Annotated in this window: 15 protein-coding genes; 10 read left to right on the top strand and 5 right to left on the bottom strand. The window is 71.4% G+C overall.

Going from position 1 to position 14,881, the window contains the following annotated elements; all coding sequences use genetic code 11:
• Positions 1–136: 136 nt before the first annotated feature.
• The 9 genes from EWV39_RS04205 to EWV39_RS04165 all read left to right on the top strand — a co-directional run bounded on the left by EWV39_RS04205 (position 137) and on the right by EWV39_RS04165 (position 9,297).
• Entirely contained in the window at positions 137–1,234 is a 1,098-nt protein-coding gene (locus EWV39_RS04205; RefSeq protein ID WP_129657001.1) for a polyprenyl synthetase family protein, read from the top strand.
• On the top strand, positions 1,231–2,172 hold the full coding sequence (locus EWV39_RS04200) for a phytoene/squalene synthase family protein (RefSeq protein ID WP_238148025.1): 942 nt from the start codon (positions 1,231–1,233) through the stop codon (positions 2,170–2,172). The genes EWV39_RS04205 and EWV39_RS04200 overlap by 4 nt, the downstream gene beginning before the upstream one ends.
• Positions 2,169–3,884, top strand: coding sequence for a phytoene desaturase family protein (crtI, locus tag EWV39_RS04195; RefSeq protein WP_337589932.1), 1,716 nt, complete (start codon positions 2,169–2,171; stop codon positions 3,882–3,884). Before EWV39_RS04200 ends, crtI begins: the two co-directional genes overlap by 4 nt.
• The gene (locus EWV39_RS04190) at positions 3,881–4,204 is read left to right on the top strand and encodes a lycopene cyclase domain-containing protein (RefSeq protein WP_129657000.1); all 324 of its coding nucleotides are present in this window, start codon (positions 3,881–3,883) and stop codon (positions 4,202–4,204) included. The genes crtI and EWV39_RS04190 overlap by 4 nt, the downstream gene beginning before the upstream one ends.
• The gene (locus tag EWV39_RS04185; protein ID WP_129656999.1) at positions 4,201–4,629 is read left to right on the top strand and encodes a lycopene cyclase domain-containing protein; all 429 of its coding nucleotides are present in this window, start codon (positions 4,201–4,203) and stop codon (positions 4,627–4,629) included. Before EWV39_RS04190 ends, EWV39_RS04185 begins: the two co-directional genes overlap by 4 nt.
• Positions 4,626–5,525 carry a prenyltransferase gene (locus EWV39_RS04180; RefSeq protein ID WP_129656998.1) on the top strand — a complete coding sequence of 300 codons (900 nt, stop codon included), beginning with the start codon at positions 4,626–4,628 and terminating at the stop codon, positions 5,523–5,525. The genes EWV39_RS04185 and EWV39_RS04180 overlap by 4 nt, the downstream gene beginning before the upstream one ends.
• Positions 5,526–5,706: 181 nt before the next feature.
• Positions 5,707–7,143: a sodium/glutamate symporter gene (locus tag EWV39_RS04175; protein ID WP_129656997.1), complete on the top strand. Its 1,437-nt coding sequence runs from the start codon at positions 5,707–5,709 to the stop codon at positions 7,141–7,143.
• An 83-nt stretch (positions 7,144–7,226) separates the two neighbouring features.
• Positions 7,227–8,915 carry an amidohydrolase gene (locus tag EWV39_RS04170; RefSeq protein WP_129656996.1) on the top strand — a complete coding sequence of 563 codons (1,689 nt, stop codon included), beginning with the start codon at positions 7,227–7,229 and terminating at the stop codon, positions 8,913–8,915.
• A 52-nt stretch (positions 8,916–8,967) separates the two neighbouring features.
• The gene (locus EWV39_RS04165; RefSeq protein ID WP_129656995.1) at positions 8,968–9,297 is read left to right on the top strand and encodes a P-II family nitrogen regulator; all 330 of its coding nucleotides are present in this window, start codon (positions 8,968–8,970) and stop codon (positions 9,295–9,297) included.
• Between the two features lie 24 nt (positions 9,298–9,321).
• Here EWV39_RS04165 and EWV39_RS04160 read toward each other — a convergent pair whose 3' ends face one another.
• The 4 genes from EWV39_RS04160 to EWV39_RS13790 all read right to left on the bottom strand — a co-directional run bounded on the left by EWV39_RS04160 (position 9,322) and on the right by EWV39_RS13790 (position 12,645).
• Entirely contained in the window at positions 9,322–10,173 is an 852-nt protein-coding gene (locus tag EWV39_RS04160; protein ID WP_129656994.1) for an HAD-IIB family hydrolase, read from the bottom strand.
• A gap of 138 nt (positions 10,174–10,311) precedes the next feature.
• Positions 10,312–11,349: a glycosyltransferase family 2 protein gene (locus EWV39_RS04155; protein ID WP_238148018.1), complete on the bottom strand. Its 1,038-nt coding sequence runs from the start codon at positions 11,347–11,349 to the stop codon at positions 10,312–10,314.
• Positions 11,346–12,230, bottom strand: coding sequence for a PRD domain-containing protein (locus EWV39_RS04150; protein ID WP_129656993.1), 885 nt, complete (start codon positions 12,228–12,230; stop codon positions 11,346–11,348). Before EWV39_RS04150 ends, EWV39_RS04155 begins: the two co-directional genes overlap by 4 nt.
• Before the next feature lie 253 nt (positions 12,231–12,483).
• Complete coding sequence (locus EWV39_RS13790) at positions 12,484–12,645, bottom strand: hypothetical protein (protein WP_165313129.1); 162 nt, start codon at positions 12,643–12,645, stop codon at positions 12,484–12,486.
• Between the two features lie 101 nt (positions 12,646–12,746).
• Here EWV39_RS13790 and EWV39_RS04145 point away from each other — a divergent pair, with 101 nt between their 5' ends.
• A complete protein-coding gene (locus EWV39_RS04145; RefSeq protein WP_129656992.1) occupies positions 12,747–13,262 on the top strand; it encodes a mycothiol transferase in 516 nt (171 codons plus the stop codon).
• A gap of 98 nt (positions 13,263–13,360) precedes the next feature.
• On the opposite strand, the gene EWV39_RS04140 is transcribed toward EWV39_RS04145, so the two are convergent.
• A complete protein-coding gene (locus EWV39_RS04140) occupies positions 13,361–14,800 on the bottom strand; it encodes a glycoside hydrolase family 1 protein (RefSeq protein WP_129656991.1) in 1,440 nt (479 codons plus the stop codon).
• Positions 14,801–14,881 lie beyond the last annotated feature (81 nt).

Below are 14,881 nucleotides of genomic sequence, written 5' to 3'. Positions count from 1 at the left end.
TCTTGGGGGTATCCTGCTCCGCCCCTTCCGGCGCAACGGACCCCGGCGCGCCCCTCCCCGGCGCGGCCGGGCGCCTTCTCGGGCGCCGGGCCGCGTTATCCCGCCCCGCCGGCTGCCCTGCTGGTTGAATGGTGACATGTCAGCGCATCCCACCCACCTCACAGCGGCCACGGCCCGGTTGGCCGCGTTCGCCGAGGTCAGGGCGGGGGCCGCCCAGCATCTCAACACCGCCGCCGGAACGGTGTGGGATCTCATCCGGCGCATGGGCGAGGAGGGCAAGCACATCCGCTCCCGCCTCGTGCTGGCCGGCGCCCGTATGGACCCGGACGCGCCCGCCGTCGAGACGGGCCGCGCCGCCGAGGCCGCCCACCGCATCGCCGCCGCCTTCGACCTGCTGCACGTGGGCTTCTTGATCCACGACGACGTGATCGACGAGGACCCCCTCCGCCGCGGCGTCCCCACTCTCCACGCTAGCGCGCCCGGGGCGTTCCGGCGTCCTGGCGTGACCCTGGACCTCCCCACCGAGGGCGCGCGCCGCCGCTTCGGCGAGTCCGTGGCCATCGTCGCCGGCGACTCGGCCATCACCGGCGCTTACCGCATGATCATCGACGCCGGCGTCGACCCGCGGACGACGGTGCGGATCCTCGAGATCCTCGACGACGCGGTGGCCGCCACGGCCCTCGGCGAGATCCTGGACATCGAGTACTCGGCGCTCAGCGCCTCGGACGTCAGCTCGGAGGACATCGCGCGGGCCTCCGCGCTGAAGACCTCCGCCTACACCTTCGAGGCGCCCCTGGTGGCCGGCGCCCTGCTGGCGGGGGCCGACGACGCCGAGCTCGCCCTCCTCACCGCCATCGGCGAGCAGCTGGGCTCGGCCTACCAGATCCTCGACGACCTGGACGGCGTCTTCGGCTCCGCGGAGCACACCGGCAAGGCCGAGGGCGGGGACCTCCTCGAGGGGCGGCGCACCACGGTCCTCGAGTTCGCCCGGGACTCCGAGCTGTGGCCGCGGATCGTCGAGGCCTCCCGGGATGCGGCGCCGGACGTGCCGCTGCTGCGCGAGCTGATCGCCCGTTCCGGGGCGCCCGAGCGGGCGGGCGGCGTCGTGCTCGGCAAGGTCGCCCGGGTGCGCGAGCTGATGGCCGAGATCCCGCACGCGGTGACCGCCGCCGTGGTGGGGCGGGCGTGCGAGAGCTTCGAGCGCCGCGTCGAGCGGATCGGGGCGCTGGCGTGAGCGGGCTGGGTCGGTACCAGGAGATGTCCCGGGCCGCGGCGGCGAGCGTCATCGGCTGCTACTCGACGTCGTTCGGCGCCGCCACCCGGCTCCTCGCGCGCCCCGAGCGCGAGCGGATCCGGGACGTCTACGCGATGGTGCGGGTCGCCGACGAGATCGTGGACGGTCCCGCCGCCGCGGCCGGCCTGGACGCCGGCGAGGTGGCCGAGCGGCTGGACCGCTTCGAGCGGGAGGTCTTCGAGGGGATCGGGACCGGCTTCTCCGCCAACCCCGTGGTCCAGGCCTTCGCCCGCACCGCCCGCGAGTGCTCCCTGGACCCCGAGCACATCCGGGCCTTCTTCCGCTCCATGCGGGCCGACGTGGAGACCAGCGACTACAGCGGCGAGCGGCTCGAGGAGTACATCTACGGATCCGCCGAGGTGGTCGGGCTGATGTGCCTGGACGTGTTCCTCGCCGGCCCCTCCGGTCCCGACGCCGCCGCCTGCGGCCGTCCGGCTCCGGCGCGCACCGCGGTCCACCGCCAGGCGCTCGGCGACGGTGCCCGCCACCTGGGCGCCGCCTTCCAGAAGATCAACTTCCTGCGGGACCTCGCCGAGGACCGCGAGGATCTGGGCCGGGACTACACGGGCGTGCGCTCCGAGGAGGAGAAGGCGCGGGCCGTCGAGGATATCCGCCGCGACCTCTCGATCGCCGCCCACAGCCTGCCCGGGCTGCCGGTCTCGCCGCGCACCGGCGTCACGGCCGCCTACCTGCTCTTCAGCGAGCTGACGGACCGGATCGCCGCGACCCCCGCCGCGCGGCTGAGCACCGCCCGGGTCCGGGTGCCCGACGCCGTGAAGGTCAGGATCGTCGCCAGCGCCGTCCTCAAGGCCCGCCGGGGCGGTCCGGAGCGGGAGCTCCTCACCCGCCATCCGGCGCTGGCGGAGGATGCGTCGTGAGTCCCCGGCAGCGTGGGTCCCGCCCCGCCGCCGGCCCCGCCGTGGTGATCGGCGGCGGCGTCGCGGGCCTGGCCACCGCCGCGCTGATGGCGCGGGAGGGGTACGAGGTGACGCTCCTGGAGCGCCGCGAGGAGCTGGGAGGCCGCGCCGGGACCCTCCGTGCGGAGGGGTTCACCTGGGACGCCGGGCCCTCCTGGTACCTCATGCCCGAGGCCTTCGACCACTTCTACGAGCTGATGGGCACCTCCACCGCCGAGCAGCTCGAGCTGATCTCACTGGATCCCGCCTACCGCGTGTACTCGGGCGAGCGGGAGCCGCTGGAGGTCCGCAGCGGGGCCGAGGAGGTCGCGCGCCTCTTCGAGGGGATCGAGCCGGGGGCGGGCCGGGCCGTCCGGGAGTACCTCGACGACGCCGGGGAGACCTACCGCACGGCGGTCTCGGCGTTCCTCTACTCGACCTTCACCCGGCTCGGCCCCTACCTCGCGCCGGGAATCGCCGGGCAGGCGCCGAAGCTGGTGCGCATGCTGGCCCGCAGCCTCCACACGGAGGTGGCCTCCCGATTCTCGGACGGCCGGCTGCGCCAGATCCTCACCTACCCGGCCGTGTTCCTCTCCTCGCAGCCGCGCCGGACGCCGGCGATGTACGGGCTGATGAGCCACACCGACCTGGTCCAGGGCGTCCGGTACCCCCTCGGCGGGTTCGGGACCTTCGTGGACTCGCTGCGCCGCCTCGCGGAGGAGGCCGGCGTCGAGATCGTGACCGGCGCCGAGGTGACCGCGATCGAGACCGAGCCGCTGGCCGGGGGCGGTCGCGGTAGGGCGGCCGATGGCGGGAGGACCGGGCGCGAGGGGGCGCCCCGCCTCGGCGGCGTGGCCGGCCGGGCGCGCCGCCTGCTCGGGCGCCGGGCACGCGTCACCGGGGTGAGCTGGCGGGCCGGCGAGGGGGCGAGGCGGAGCCTGCCGGCCGGCGTCGTGGTCTCCGCCGCGGATCTCCACCACACCGAGACGGCGCTCCTCCCGCCGGGCCTGCGCACCCGCCCCGAGTGGACGTGGCGCCGGCGGAACCCGGGGATCGGGACGGTGCTGGCGTACCTGGGCGTGGAGGGCGAGCTGCCGCAGCTGGCGCACCACACCATGGTCTTCAGCGAGGACTGGGACCCCGACTTCCGCGCCATCTTCACGCGCGGCGACGTCGTCCCCGGGGCCTTCTCCGAGTCCGTGTACGTGTGCCGGCCCTCCGCGAGCGATCCCGGTGTCGCGCCGGAGGGCTCCGAGAACCTCTTCCTCCTGATCCCCGTGCCCGCCCGCGCCGGCGGGATCCGCGGCAGCGTCGACGGTCCCGGCGATGCGGAGACGGAGCGGATCGTCGACGCCGTGATAGCCACGATCGCCCGCCGCGCCGGCATCCCCGACCTCGCCGAGCGCGTCACCGTCCGCCGCACCGCGGGCCCCGGCGACTTCGAGGGCCGGTACCACGCGTGGCGCGGCAACGCCCTCGGGCTCGCCCACACGCTGGCGCAGTCGGCCTTCCTGAGGGGCTCCAACGCCTCCCGCCGTGTCGAGGGCCTGCTCTACGCCGGGTCCACGACGGCGCCCGGCGTCGGCCTGCCCATGTGCCTGATCTCCGCCGAGAACGTCATCAAGCGGCTGCGCGGCGACGTCTCCGTGGGGCCGCTGCCGGCGGGCTCCCTCGGCGGGGGGAGGCTCGGATGATCGGCTTCGCCTACCTCGCGGCCCTGGCCGTCAGCGCGGGGGGCATGGTGGTCCTCGACTGGAGGTACCGGCTGGCCTTCTTCCGCCGGCCGGGCTTCAGCGCGCTGGCGGTCCTCGGGATGCTGGTCTTCTTCCTGGCCTGGGACGTCGTCGGGATCTCCACTGGCATCTTCCTGCGCGGGGAGACCGAGTTCATGACCGGCGTGATGCTGGGGCCCGAGCTGCCGCTGGAGGAGCCGGTGTTCCTGGCCTTCCTCGCCTACCTGACGCTCGACGTCGCGGGGCTGCTGAACCGGCTGGGCCGGAGGGACGCCGCGTGACGTACTGGCTGATCAACCTTCCCTTCCTGCTCGTGGCGGCGGGGTTCACGGGATGGGGCGCGCTCCGGGCCGGGCGGCCCGGGCTGCCGAGCCGGAAGCGGTTCTGGGCGGTCTGGGGTGGGACGACGGCGGTCCTGCTGGCGCTCACGGCCGTCTTCGACAACATCATGATCGCGTCGGGGCTGTTCACATACAGCGAGGGGAATATCTCGGGGATCCGGCTGGGCCTCATGCCGGTCGAGGACTTCACCTACTCGCTGGCCGCTGCGTGGATCCTGGTGCCGTTGACGGTGGCGGGGCCGGGGCGCGCCGGGGCTGCGGGCGCGGAGGCCGGCCCGGCCTCGTGCGAGGAAGCGGGGCGCAGGCTTGGAATCTCTGAGGCGGGGACCGCCGCGACGGAACGCACGGAGAGGGGACGCACATGAGCAGCCGGAGCACGAGCGCGGGGAGGCTGGGTCCGGGGCGGATCCTGGGCGGCGTCGTCCTCTCCTCCCGCCCCCTGTCCTGGATCAACACCGCGTATCCCTTCGCGGCGGCATATCTGCTGGTCGGAGGCGGGTTCGACGCGCGGCTGGTGCTGGGGACGCTGTTCTTCCTCATCCCGTACAACATCGCGATGTACGGGATCAACGACGTCTTCGACTACGAGTCGGACCTGCGCAACCCCCGCAAGGGCGGCGTCGAGGGCGCCGTGCTCGCCAAGCCGCTGCACCCGTGGATCCTCGGCGCCTCGGCGGTCACGGTCATTCCCTTCGCGGCATATCTATGGACCGTGGGCACCGTGGTCTCAGGGATCTGGCTGGCGGTGAGCCTGTTCGCGGTGCTCGCCTACAGCGCCAAGGGGCTGCGGTTCAAGGAGCGGCCCTTCCTGGACTCGATGACCTCCTCGGCCCACTTCGTGACGCCCGCGATCGTCGGCGCGACGCTGACCGGCGTCGGGCTGGGATGGGGCTTCTGGACGCCGATCCTCGCGTTCTTGCTGTGGGGCATGGCCTCCCAGGCGCTCGGCGCCGTCCAGGACATCGCCGCCGACCGGGAGGCGGGCATCGGCTCCATCGCGACCGTGGTCGGCGCCGGCCGGACCGCCCTCTTCGCGACCCTGCTCTACGCCGCCTCTGCGGTGCTGCTGCTCTTCCGCGACGACGCCGGCCTCCTCGCCGCCCTCATCCCGCTCATGTACGCGGTCAACTCCGGTCGCTTCATCGGCCTGCCCGACGCGGAGTGCGAGCGGGCCCGCGCCGCCTGGCGGGTCTTCCTCCGGCTGAATTTCTTCGCGGGCTTCCTGCTGACGATGCTGCTGCTGTGGATGCGGGTGCTCTGAGGAAGGAGCCTCCGCGCGGCGTGCCCTGAGCGCGCGCCTCCTGCCGCCGGGACTGCTGTCGAGGTTCATCAGGACGTCCCGGCGTTCGCTCACAGGGGACAGACCCGCTGGGTCCGTCTTCCTCCGCCTGCGTGACGCTTCGCTAGTGTTGACGAACACATCGTCCCTGAGAGGAAAGACCATGCCCGCACTCTTCGCGCTCTCCGTGATCGGCGTGCTGTGCTGCGTCGGCATGGTCCTGAGGCGCTGGATCCCGTTCCTGAGGAACAACCTGGTCCCCGCCACCGTGATCGCCGGGTTCGTCGGCACGATCGCCATGAACGCCGGCCTCCCCCGCCTCCTCGAGGGAGTGGACGCCGAGCTGCTGGCGGGCATCACCACCCAGCTGTTCACCCTGGCCTTCATCTCGATCGGCCTCACCCAGACGCCGCGGGCGGGCGGCCCGAGGGGAGCCAGGGGCTCGGGCCTGCTGCGCGGATCCTGGTCCATGGGGCTGACGTGGACCCTCCTGTTCAGCCTCCAGGCGCTGCTGGGCTTCCTGGTGGTGTTCCTGGTGGGCGGCCGGTTCGACATGGACCCCATGTACGGGCTGCTGGCCGCCTTCGCCTTCGCGCAGGGACCCGGTCAGGCGGCCACGTTCGGCGCCATCTTCGAGCAGCAGGGCTGGGAGGGCGCGGTGCCCGTCGCCCTCGCCTTCGCCGCGGTCGGATTCGCCGCCTCCTTCCTGGTGGGGGTGCCGCTGGCGAAGTGGGGCATGCGCCTCGGGCTGGGCAAGCACAGCGTCCCGCTGAGCGACTCGGTCCGGAGGGGCTACTACCCCCGGGAGGAGCAGCGGGAGGCCATGGGGCGGGTCACCACCTTCCCCGGGAACTTCGAGACCCTCGGCTTCCACTTCGCCCTCATGGGCATCGCCTACCTGGGGGCGCACGGGATCTCCTGGTGCTTCGCCTTCCTGCCGGGGTTCCTGGGCACCACGATGTCCGGTCTCATGTTCTTCAACGGGCTGCTGGCGGCGCTGGTCGTTCGCTGGGTGCTCAACCGCGTCGGGCTGGGCCATCTGCTGGACAGCCAGCTGCAGGCGAAGATCACGGGCTTCACCTCGGACTACCTCGTGGTGGCCTCCTTCATGGCCGTGCAGCTGGCCGTCGTCGCGGCCTGGCTGGTGCCGATCCTTCTCGCGTGCGCGGTGCTGATCCTCGCGACGCTCGTGATCTGCTATCTGATCGGCCAGCGCTACGGCAGCGACCACGACTTCGAGCGCACCATGGGCCTGTACGGCACCGCGACCGGCACCACGCCCACCGGGCTGACCCTCGTCCGGATCATCGACCCCCGGCTCAGGACCGCCACCATGGCGGAGATGGGGCTGATGAACCTGCCGGAGATGCTCTACATCCCCGCGATGCTGACGATCGCCGCCGGGTTCGCCGGGACCCTCGCCGCGTGGCCGGTCGCGGGCATCCTGGCCGCCCTCACCCTCGCCTACTTCGTCCTGATGCTCGTCACCAGGTCGATCGGCCGGCGGACCTTCTCCTTCAGCAGGAGACGGAACGGCCGGCGCCGGGGGAGGGGCGGAGAGGCCGAGCGCCTGGAGGGCGAGCTGAACCAGTCGCCGTGAGCCGCCTTCCGGAGACGCCCCGCACCATCAGCCAGCCCCGGCGCCAGCGGCGGCCGGGATCATCGAGCAGCAAGGAGAACACGATGCGCACGCTCTTCCACTCAGGGACCATCCGCACCATGGTGGACATCGACGACGCCCCCGAGGCCGTCGTGGTCGAGGACGGCCGGATCCTCTTCGCCGGTCCCCGGGCGGAGGCGGTCGCGCTGATCGGCGAGGACCACGCCGAGGTGGACCTCGAGGGCAGGACGCTCATGCCCTCCTTCATCGACCCCCACGGCCACTTCCTCCTGTACGGCCAGTTCGCGGCCATGGTCGATCTGAGCGAGGCCTCGAGCGTGGACGAGATCGTCGGGGCCCTCTCCGAGCGCCTCTCCCGCCGTGAGGGCCCCGGCTCGGCGCCGCTGGTGGGCGTGAACTACGACCACAACTTCCTGCGCGAGGGCCGCCACCCGAACCGGGACGACCTGGACCGGGTGAGCGCGACCGTGCCGATCGTGGTGATGCACGCCTCCGTGCACCTGGGGGTGGGCAACAGCGCCGTGCTCGAGTTGGCGGGCGTCACCGAGGACACCCCCGACCCCGAGGGAGGCAGGTTCGGCCGGAGGCCCGGCGGGACGGAGCCCGACGGCTACGCGGAGGAGATGAGCGCCATCGCCGCCTTCACGACGGCGCTGGCCGACGGCGAGCAGTCCATGCAGCTGATCCCCGGCGCGGCGCAGAACCCCGCCGAGGCGATCCGGCGGGCCCAGGACGAGTACCTGCGCCACGGCATCACCACGGTGCAGGAGGGCGCGGCGGGCGCCCGCTCGGTGAACGACCTGATCGAGGCCGGGGGTGAGGGCCGGCTGGCGCTCGACGTCGTGGCGTACCCGGTCATCAACCACGGCGGCCCGGAATGCGTGGCCGAGCACCCGGAGCACGCGGCCGGATACCGCGACCACGTCCGGATCGGCGGCTACAAGATGATCCTCGACGGCTCGCCGCAGGGCCGCTCCGCGTGGCTGAGCACGCCCTACGAGGAGGACGACGCCGGCGGCGAGGCGGATGCGGCGGAGACCGGGCCCGGCGACGCCGCCGAGGACGTCCCGCACTGCGACTGCGGCTACCCCGCCCTGCCCGACCACGAGGTCGAGGACTGGGTGCGGCTCGCGGTCTCCCAGAGGCGCCAGCTCCTCGCCCACTGCAACGGCGACGCCGCCTCGGAGCAGTTCATCACGGCGATGGAGGCGGTGCAGCGGGACCACCCGGACCTCGCGGAGCTGCGGCCGGTGATGATCCACGCCCAGACGGTGCGCGCCGATCAGCTCGACCGCATGCCCGGCCTGGGGATGATCGCCTCGTTCTTCTGCGGGCACGTCTACTACTGGGGCGACGTGCACCTGCGGAACCTCGGGCCGCGGCGGGGGCGGTTCATCTCCCCCGCCCGGGCCGCGCTGGACCGCGGGGTGGGCATCACCCTCCACCAGGACGCCCCGGTGACGCCTCCGGACATGGCGCTCTCCCTGTGGGCGGCGGTCAACCGCGTGAGCCGCTCCGGCCGCCCGGTGGGGCTGGACCAGAGGATCACCACATGGGAGGCACTGCAGGCGGTGACCTCGGGGGCGGCCTACCAGTACGGGGAGGAGGCGGAGAAGGGCAGGATCCAGCCCGGGATGAGGGCCGACCTGATCGTCGTCTCGCAGGACCCGGTGGCGATGGACCCGGCCCGGCTGCGCGAGCTCGAGGTCGAGATGACCCTCAAGGACGGCGAGGTCGTCTACTCCGCCTGACGGGCCGGCCGGCCCCGACGGCGTCCACGGAAACGAAGCGAAAGGTCTCATCATGAAGCTCATCACCGCCGTCGTGCGCGACACCGCCGTCGTGCCCCTGCAGGTAGCGCTCGCCGAGGCCGGACACACCGGGATCTCGCGATGGAACGTCATCGGCCGGGGCCGGCAGCACGGGATCAGGGTCGGGGAGGTCGTGTACGACGAGCTCGCCAAGACCATGCTCTACATCGTCGTCGAGGACGGGGAGAAGGACGCGGTGGTCGACCTGGTCATCCGGACCGCGCAGTCGGAGGGCGGCCAGCCGGGGGACGGCCGCGTCTTCGTCAGCGACATCGCCGAGTCCTACACCATCTCCTCCCAGTCGAAGGACGGGGAGGAGTAGGGCGCCGGGGCGCCCGCCGGCCTCCTACGCCGTCTCGGCGGCCGGGGCAACGGCGTCGTCGGAGGCGGGGCCCGCACCGTCCGCGGCGCGCTCCTCCGCCTCCTCGGCGAGGACCTCGCGGATGTAGTCGGCGGCGCTGGTGGTCACGGTCTCCGTGGCCTCCTGGACCTCCAGGGGCGAGTGCTCGAACGACGCCGAGTGCTTCGCCCACGCGTGCATCGGCAGGTCGTTCCACGAGTCGCCGATCGAGTAGGGCAGGTAGCGTCCGCCCAGGTGCTGCTCGTCGAGCCAGACCAGCCCGCTGGCCTTGGTGCAGTTGGAGGGCACGATGTCCAGGAACATCTGGTTGCGGTGGCAGTCCACCACGTCGCCGTAGGTGGAGGTGATGAAGTCCTGCAGGCCGGCGATCTTGCGCTCGTCGTCCACCCAGATGGGGACGCCGACGAACTCGTGCTCGGGGATCTCGTCGGGGTCCATGGCCTGGAAATGCGGGAGGATCTCCGTGGTCTTGTCCGGGATGTTGGAGTAGAAGCGGACGTCGTCGGTGTCCAGGGTGGTGCCGTAGACGGCGACGTCGGGCTCGTCCGCGAACTTGCCCACCACGTCCTGGACCAGGCCGTTGGGCAGGGTGCTGCTGGTGAGCACGTGCTGCTCGGCGTCGGCCACCACGGCGCCGGTGTAGAGCACGTAGTAGTCGAAGCGGATCCCGTAGCCCTCGACCGCCTTGCGCGCGGAGGCGAGCGACTTTCCGGTCGCGCACACCGCCAGGTTCCCGGCCTCCTGCCACTCGCGGATCGCGTCAGCGCTCTCGCTGCTGATCTTCTGATCGAAGATCAGGGTTCCGTCCAGGTCGAAGGCCATCAATTTGCCGGGCATGCCTATGCTTTCCGTCCTCGTGGGGTAGGCGCACGGGACGGGGTCGCCCCGCCCGTTTCCCCATAGCTTAGGCTCCTGCGTCTCCGCAAGCATCCCGAGACGGCGAAATGAGCGATGAGCGAATATTCTCCGCCGGGCTCACAGCCCGTAGGCGCGCTTCACGTATGCGCCGTAGAGGGCCCGGTACAGGGCGGGCGAGGTCTTCAGCAGCACCCCCGCGGCGCCGAACACGGGACGGGCGCGCAGCGCGCGCAGCGTCTGGGACCACGTGATCCGGCTCCGGCACCGTCCGATCACCCCGCGGGCCTCCCGCTGCCCGGAGAACAGGGCCTGCTGGGCGTTGTTGAGGTAGGTGAGGACCCAGGAGACGTCGTAGGCGCGGCGGCCGGCCGGCGTCGTGACGGCCCCTCCCGCGGCCCGCCGCAGGTGGTCCATGAGCAGGTCGCTCTGCTCCACCGGGGTCACCCGACCCCAGGTCAGGCTGCCGGAGTCCACCGTGTACTCGTACAGCGACGTCGAGATCACGACGGCGCGGCGCGCCCCGGCGTAGACGCCCATCGAGAGGACGGCGTCCTCGGCGCGGTGGATGTCCTCCGGGAAGCGGAGGTCCTCGAAGAGGCTGGCGCGGACGAGCTTGTCCCACACGTAGGGGGTGAAGCGGTCCTCCAGCAAGCCCAGCACGGCCTGCTCGCCGGTGTAGACGCCGGCCGGGGTGCGGAAGCGGTCGCGGTTCTCGCCCGTGGCGTGGACCAGGGTGTGGCCGCAGGCAACGACGTCGGCCTCGTGCGCCTCGGCGAAGGCGTGCATCGTGGAGAGGAAGTTGGGGCGGTAGCGGTCGTCGGAGTCGATGAAGGAGACCCAGGAGCCCCGGGCGGCGTCGAGCGCCTGGTTGCGGACCGCGGAGACGCCCTGGTTCTCCGGGTTGTCGAAGACGCGGATGCGCTGGTCACCCGTCGCTTCGACGAAGTCGGCGACGACGCCGGAGGAGTCGTCCGGCGAGCCGTCGATCATCACCAGCAGCTCGAAGTCCGGGTCCGTCTGGGCCAGGACCGACTTGATAGAGCCGACGACGCGGGCGGCGGTGTTGTAGACGGGCATGATGATGGACGTGCGGGGGGCGCCGTGCGCCTCGCTCCGGGCATGGCGGGCCGACGTCCGGCTCCTCGGGTCGCTCACGGGCGGCTCCTCTGCTCCTCGGTGGTGCTCTCGCCCCACAGGTCCGCCGCCAGGCGGGCGATGTGGATGGTCAGGTAGGTGTGCTCGTCCTCGGAGAGGTCCTCGCCCACGTGCATCTCCAGCAGGAGCATGACCTTGTAGGCGCAGGCGTAGGCCTCCGGATACCCGGTCTTCACGGCCTCGTGGATCGCGGGAAGGGTCGGGTCGCTCTTCAGGGCGGGACGGCCCTGCTCGGCGCGGACGAAGAGGTAGCGCAGGTGCGTCACGAAGCGCGCGACCGAGAGGTTGGACTGGTCCAGCTCGTGGCCGTAGGCCGAGGAGATGATCTGGAAGATCTGCGCGAAGATCTGCGTCATCTTGAAGGTCTTGGCGAGGTCCTCGCTGGAGAACTGCGAGTTCACCAGGTGCAGGGCGAGGGGAGTGGCCTCCTCCTCGGGCAGGTCCGCGCCGAGCCGCTCGCGGGCCATCCGCACCGCGCGCTGCCCGAAGGCGAGCTCCTTCGGGTAGAGCTGGGAGACCTCGATGCTCAGCGGGTACTCGACCCCCATGCCCTTCCGGGCGCGGACCATCGCGAAGTTCAGGTGGTCGGCCAGCGGCAGCACGAAGGAGTGGGAGATCCTCATGCCCAGCTCCGTGCGGGCGATCTCCTCCAGCTCGGTGGCCAACGCCAGGATCTCGGCGGGGATCTCCGAGAGCAGCGCGCTCAGGTGCTCGTCGCCGCCGGCGGTCTCCGGGACGAAGGTCCGCTCGACGAGGGAGGGGTCCAGCGCCTCGTTCTTCTTCTTGCCGAAGGCGAGGCCCCGGCCGATCATGACGGCCTGCTCGCCGGCGTCGTCGGAGGCCAGCACGACGTTGTTGTTGAAGATGCGTAGGATCCGCACGCGCGCTGCTCCTTACTGTGCTGGAACTCTCGGTTCTCTCGATCAAGTCTACGGTCCCACCGTCCGGACGGTGGGGTGGGGCGGCTTCTGTGGATGGGGGCGGGGCGCGGGGAACGAGGGCGCGGCCTGGCGCCTGATGAGCTCGGAGGCTCGGAGGCTCCGGGGCGCGGGACGGCGTCGGAGCCCGGGGGCGGGGGGGGGGGGGGGGGGGGGGGGGGGGGGGGGGGACGCAGGGCCGTCAGGGCGGGCCGGCCTAGAGGGAGAGGATCAGCGCCAGCGGCACCGCGACCACCAGCACCGCCGCGACCACCCACGTCACGGCCCGCTGCCAGTTGATCGGACGGGGGTCCTCCTCATCGGGCTCATCCTCCGCGTACTTGAGCTCGTCCGGCAGTCCATCGGGGTAGTGGGCCATGGAATCCTCCTGGGGCGCTTGCGTGGAGCATCCAGCGTATCCGCTGGGGATTCCCGCTGGAACGGGTTCAGTGCGGAGCAGTGCGGACGTAGGGTTGGACCATGGATGCCATCGAGATTCTCAAGGACCTGGCCCGGCGCCCCCTCGAGGCCGCGGAGGGCCTCAGGGACTCGCTCACCCCCGAGCTGCTGAACGCGCACCCGGGCCACGACAACTCGATCGCGTGGCTGCTGTGGCATGCCGCCCGGGAGATCGACGAGCAGATCTCCGCCCTCTCCGGCGAGGAGCCGGTGTGGACGGCGCGCGGCTTCGACGAGCGCTTCGGCCTCGGCACCGAGCGCCACGAGCTGGGCTTCGGCCAGTCGGGCCAGCGGGCCCGGTCCATCGTGGTGGACGACGTCGAGCTCCTGTACTCCCACCTCGAGGCCGTGGTCGACGCCCAGCTGGCGTACCTCGGCACTCTCACCGCGGAGGACCTCGACGACGTGATCGACGAGGACTGGGACCCGCCGGTCACCCGGGCGGCCCGGCTGGTCAGCGTGTCCGAGGACGCGCTGCAGCACGTGGGCCAGGCGGCCTACGTCGCGGGGATGCGCGACGCGGCCTTCGTGGGCTGAGAAATCCCGAGAACCGGTCCCATCCCTCCGCCGGCCGCCCTTTCCGGACGACCGGCGGAGAAAAGGGCCGATCCGCGGAGCCGATTCCGCCTGAGAGGTCAGTAGCTCGGGCTCCAGTCCTCCGCGGGCAGCTCATTCTTCGCGATCAGCTCCTGGTACCAGTAGAAGGAGTCCTTGCGGTACCGGGCCAGGTCCTTGAGGTCGTCCTCGGTGCGGTCGACGTAGACGAAGCCGTAGCGTTTGGACACGCCCTGATGGGTCGATACCAGGTCGATCGCGGTCCAGGGGGAGTAGCCGAGGATCTCGACGCCGTCGGAGATCGCCTCCTGGGTCTGCTCGAGGTGGCGGCGCAGGTACTCGATCCGGTAGTCGTCGTGGACGCGGCCGTCATCGGTGAGCTCGTCGAAGGCGCCGAGGCCGTTCTCGGTCACGATCAGCGGCAGGTGGTACCGGTCCCAGATCGCGCGGTAGGTCATCCTCATGCCGACCGGGTCGATCTCCCAGCCGAACTGCGTCTTGACCAGGTGGGGGTTGTCCACGGCCTTGTAGAAGCCCTCCTCCCCGGCGGCGATCTGCTGGTCGGCGTCCGCGCCGCGGCCATCGGGATCCTCGCCGAAGGGCGCGTCCGCCACGGTGGAGGTGTTGTAGTAGTTGAAGGCGATGAAGTCGGGCTTGGCCGCGCGCAGGATCTCCATGTCGCCCTCGGCGATCTCCGGTGCGAGGCCCCTCTCCTCCATGTAGGCCCAGGCCACGGAGTTGTACTCGCCGCGAGCCGCCAGATCCAGGTAGAGCCAGTTCCGGAGGGCGTTGAAGTTGTCCGCCGCGATCACGTCCTCCGGCCTCGGGGAGGCCGGGTAGACGTAGGAGATGTTCGGGGCCGGGCCGATCTTGTTCTCGGGGAACTTCTCGTGGCTGGCGATCATGGCCTTGGCCTGGGCCAGGAACATGTTGTGGTTGGCCTGGAAGAGCTCCTTCTCCGGGGTGTCGGTCAGGGCGTCGATGATGCCCAGCTTCACGCCGAGCATGATCATCATGTTCTGCTCGTTGATGGTCAGCCAGTACTTGACCTTGTCGCCGTACTCGTCGAACAGGATCTCGGAGTAGCGGACGAAGGCGTCGGTGGTGGTCCGTGAGGCCCAGCCGCCCTTCTCGTTCAGCGCCGCCGGGGTGTCGAAGTGGAACATGGTCACGATCGGCTCGATGCCGTGGGCCAGCAGCTCGTCGATCAGGTCGTGGTAGAACTTCACGCCGGCCGGGTTCACCTCGCCGTCGCCGTCGGGGATGATGCGGGTCCAGGCGATGGAGAACCGGTAGGCCGTGAAGCCCATCTCGGCCATCAGCGCCACGTCCTCCTTGTACCGGTGGTAGTGGTCGGAGGCCACCGTGAAGTCGGAGGTGCCCGCCGGCAGATCGGTCTTGGTGTCGATGATCGAGGGGCCCTTGCCGTCCTCGTCCCAGGCTCCCTCGACCTGGTACGCGGAGGTGGAGGCGGACCACAGGAAGTCCTTCGGGAACGGCTTCAGAGTCTGGTGATGCACGGTATTCCTTTCCTTCGGATGCTGAACAGCTGGTGTGCGACGCCGCCGGCCCCGGGGAGCCCGGACAGCGGCGGCGCCGCG

Source organism: Rothia halotolerans (assembly GCF_004136635.1).
Taxonomy (GTDB): Bacteria; Actinomycetota; Actinomycetes; order Actinomycetales; family Micrococcaceae; genus Rothia; species Rothia halotolerans.
This window is presented reverse-complemented; position numbering and strand designations above follow the sequence as displayed.

Bases quoted from the DNA above. Each gene is read 5' to 3' on its own strand.
- EWV39_RS04180 (WP_129656998.1), top strand. From the start codon at position 4,626: ATGAGCAGCCGGAGCACGAGCGCGGGGAGGCTGGGTCCGGGGCGGATC.
- EWV39_RS04205 (WP_129657001.1), top strand. From the start codon at position 137: ATGTCAGCGCATCCCACCCACCTCACAGCGGCCACGGCCCGGTTGGCC.
- EWV39_RS04190 (WP_129657000.1), top strand. From the start codon at position 3,881: ATGATCGGCTTCGCCTACCTCGCGGCCCTGGCCGTCAGCGCGGGGGGC.
- EWV39_RS04170 (WP_129656996.1), top strand. From the start codon at position 7,227: ATGCGCACGCTCTTCCACTCAGGGACCATCCGCACCATGGTGGACATC.
- EWV39_RS04175 (WP_129656997.1), top strand. From the start codon at position 5,707: ATGCCCGCACTCTTCGCGCTCTCCGTGATCGGCGTGCTGTGCTGCGTC.
- EWV39_RS04165 (WP_129656995.1), top strand. From the start codon at position 8,968: ATGAAGCTCATCACCGCCGTCGTGCGCGACACCGCCGTCGTGCCCCTG.
- EWV39_RS04145 (WP_129656992.1), top strand. From the start codon at position 12,747: ATGGATGCCATCGAGATTCTCAAGGACCTGGCCCGGCGCCCCCTCGAG.
- EWV39_RS04160 (WP_129656994.1), bottom strand. From the start codon at position 10,173: ATGCCCGGCAAATTGATGGCCTTCGACCTGGACGGAACCCTGATCTTC.
- EWV39_RS13790 (WP_165313129.1), bottom strand. From the start codon at position 12,645: ATGGCCCACTACCCCGATGGACTGCCGGACGAGCTCAAGTACGCGGAG.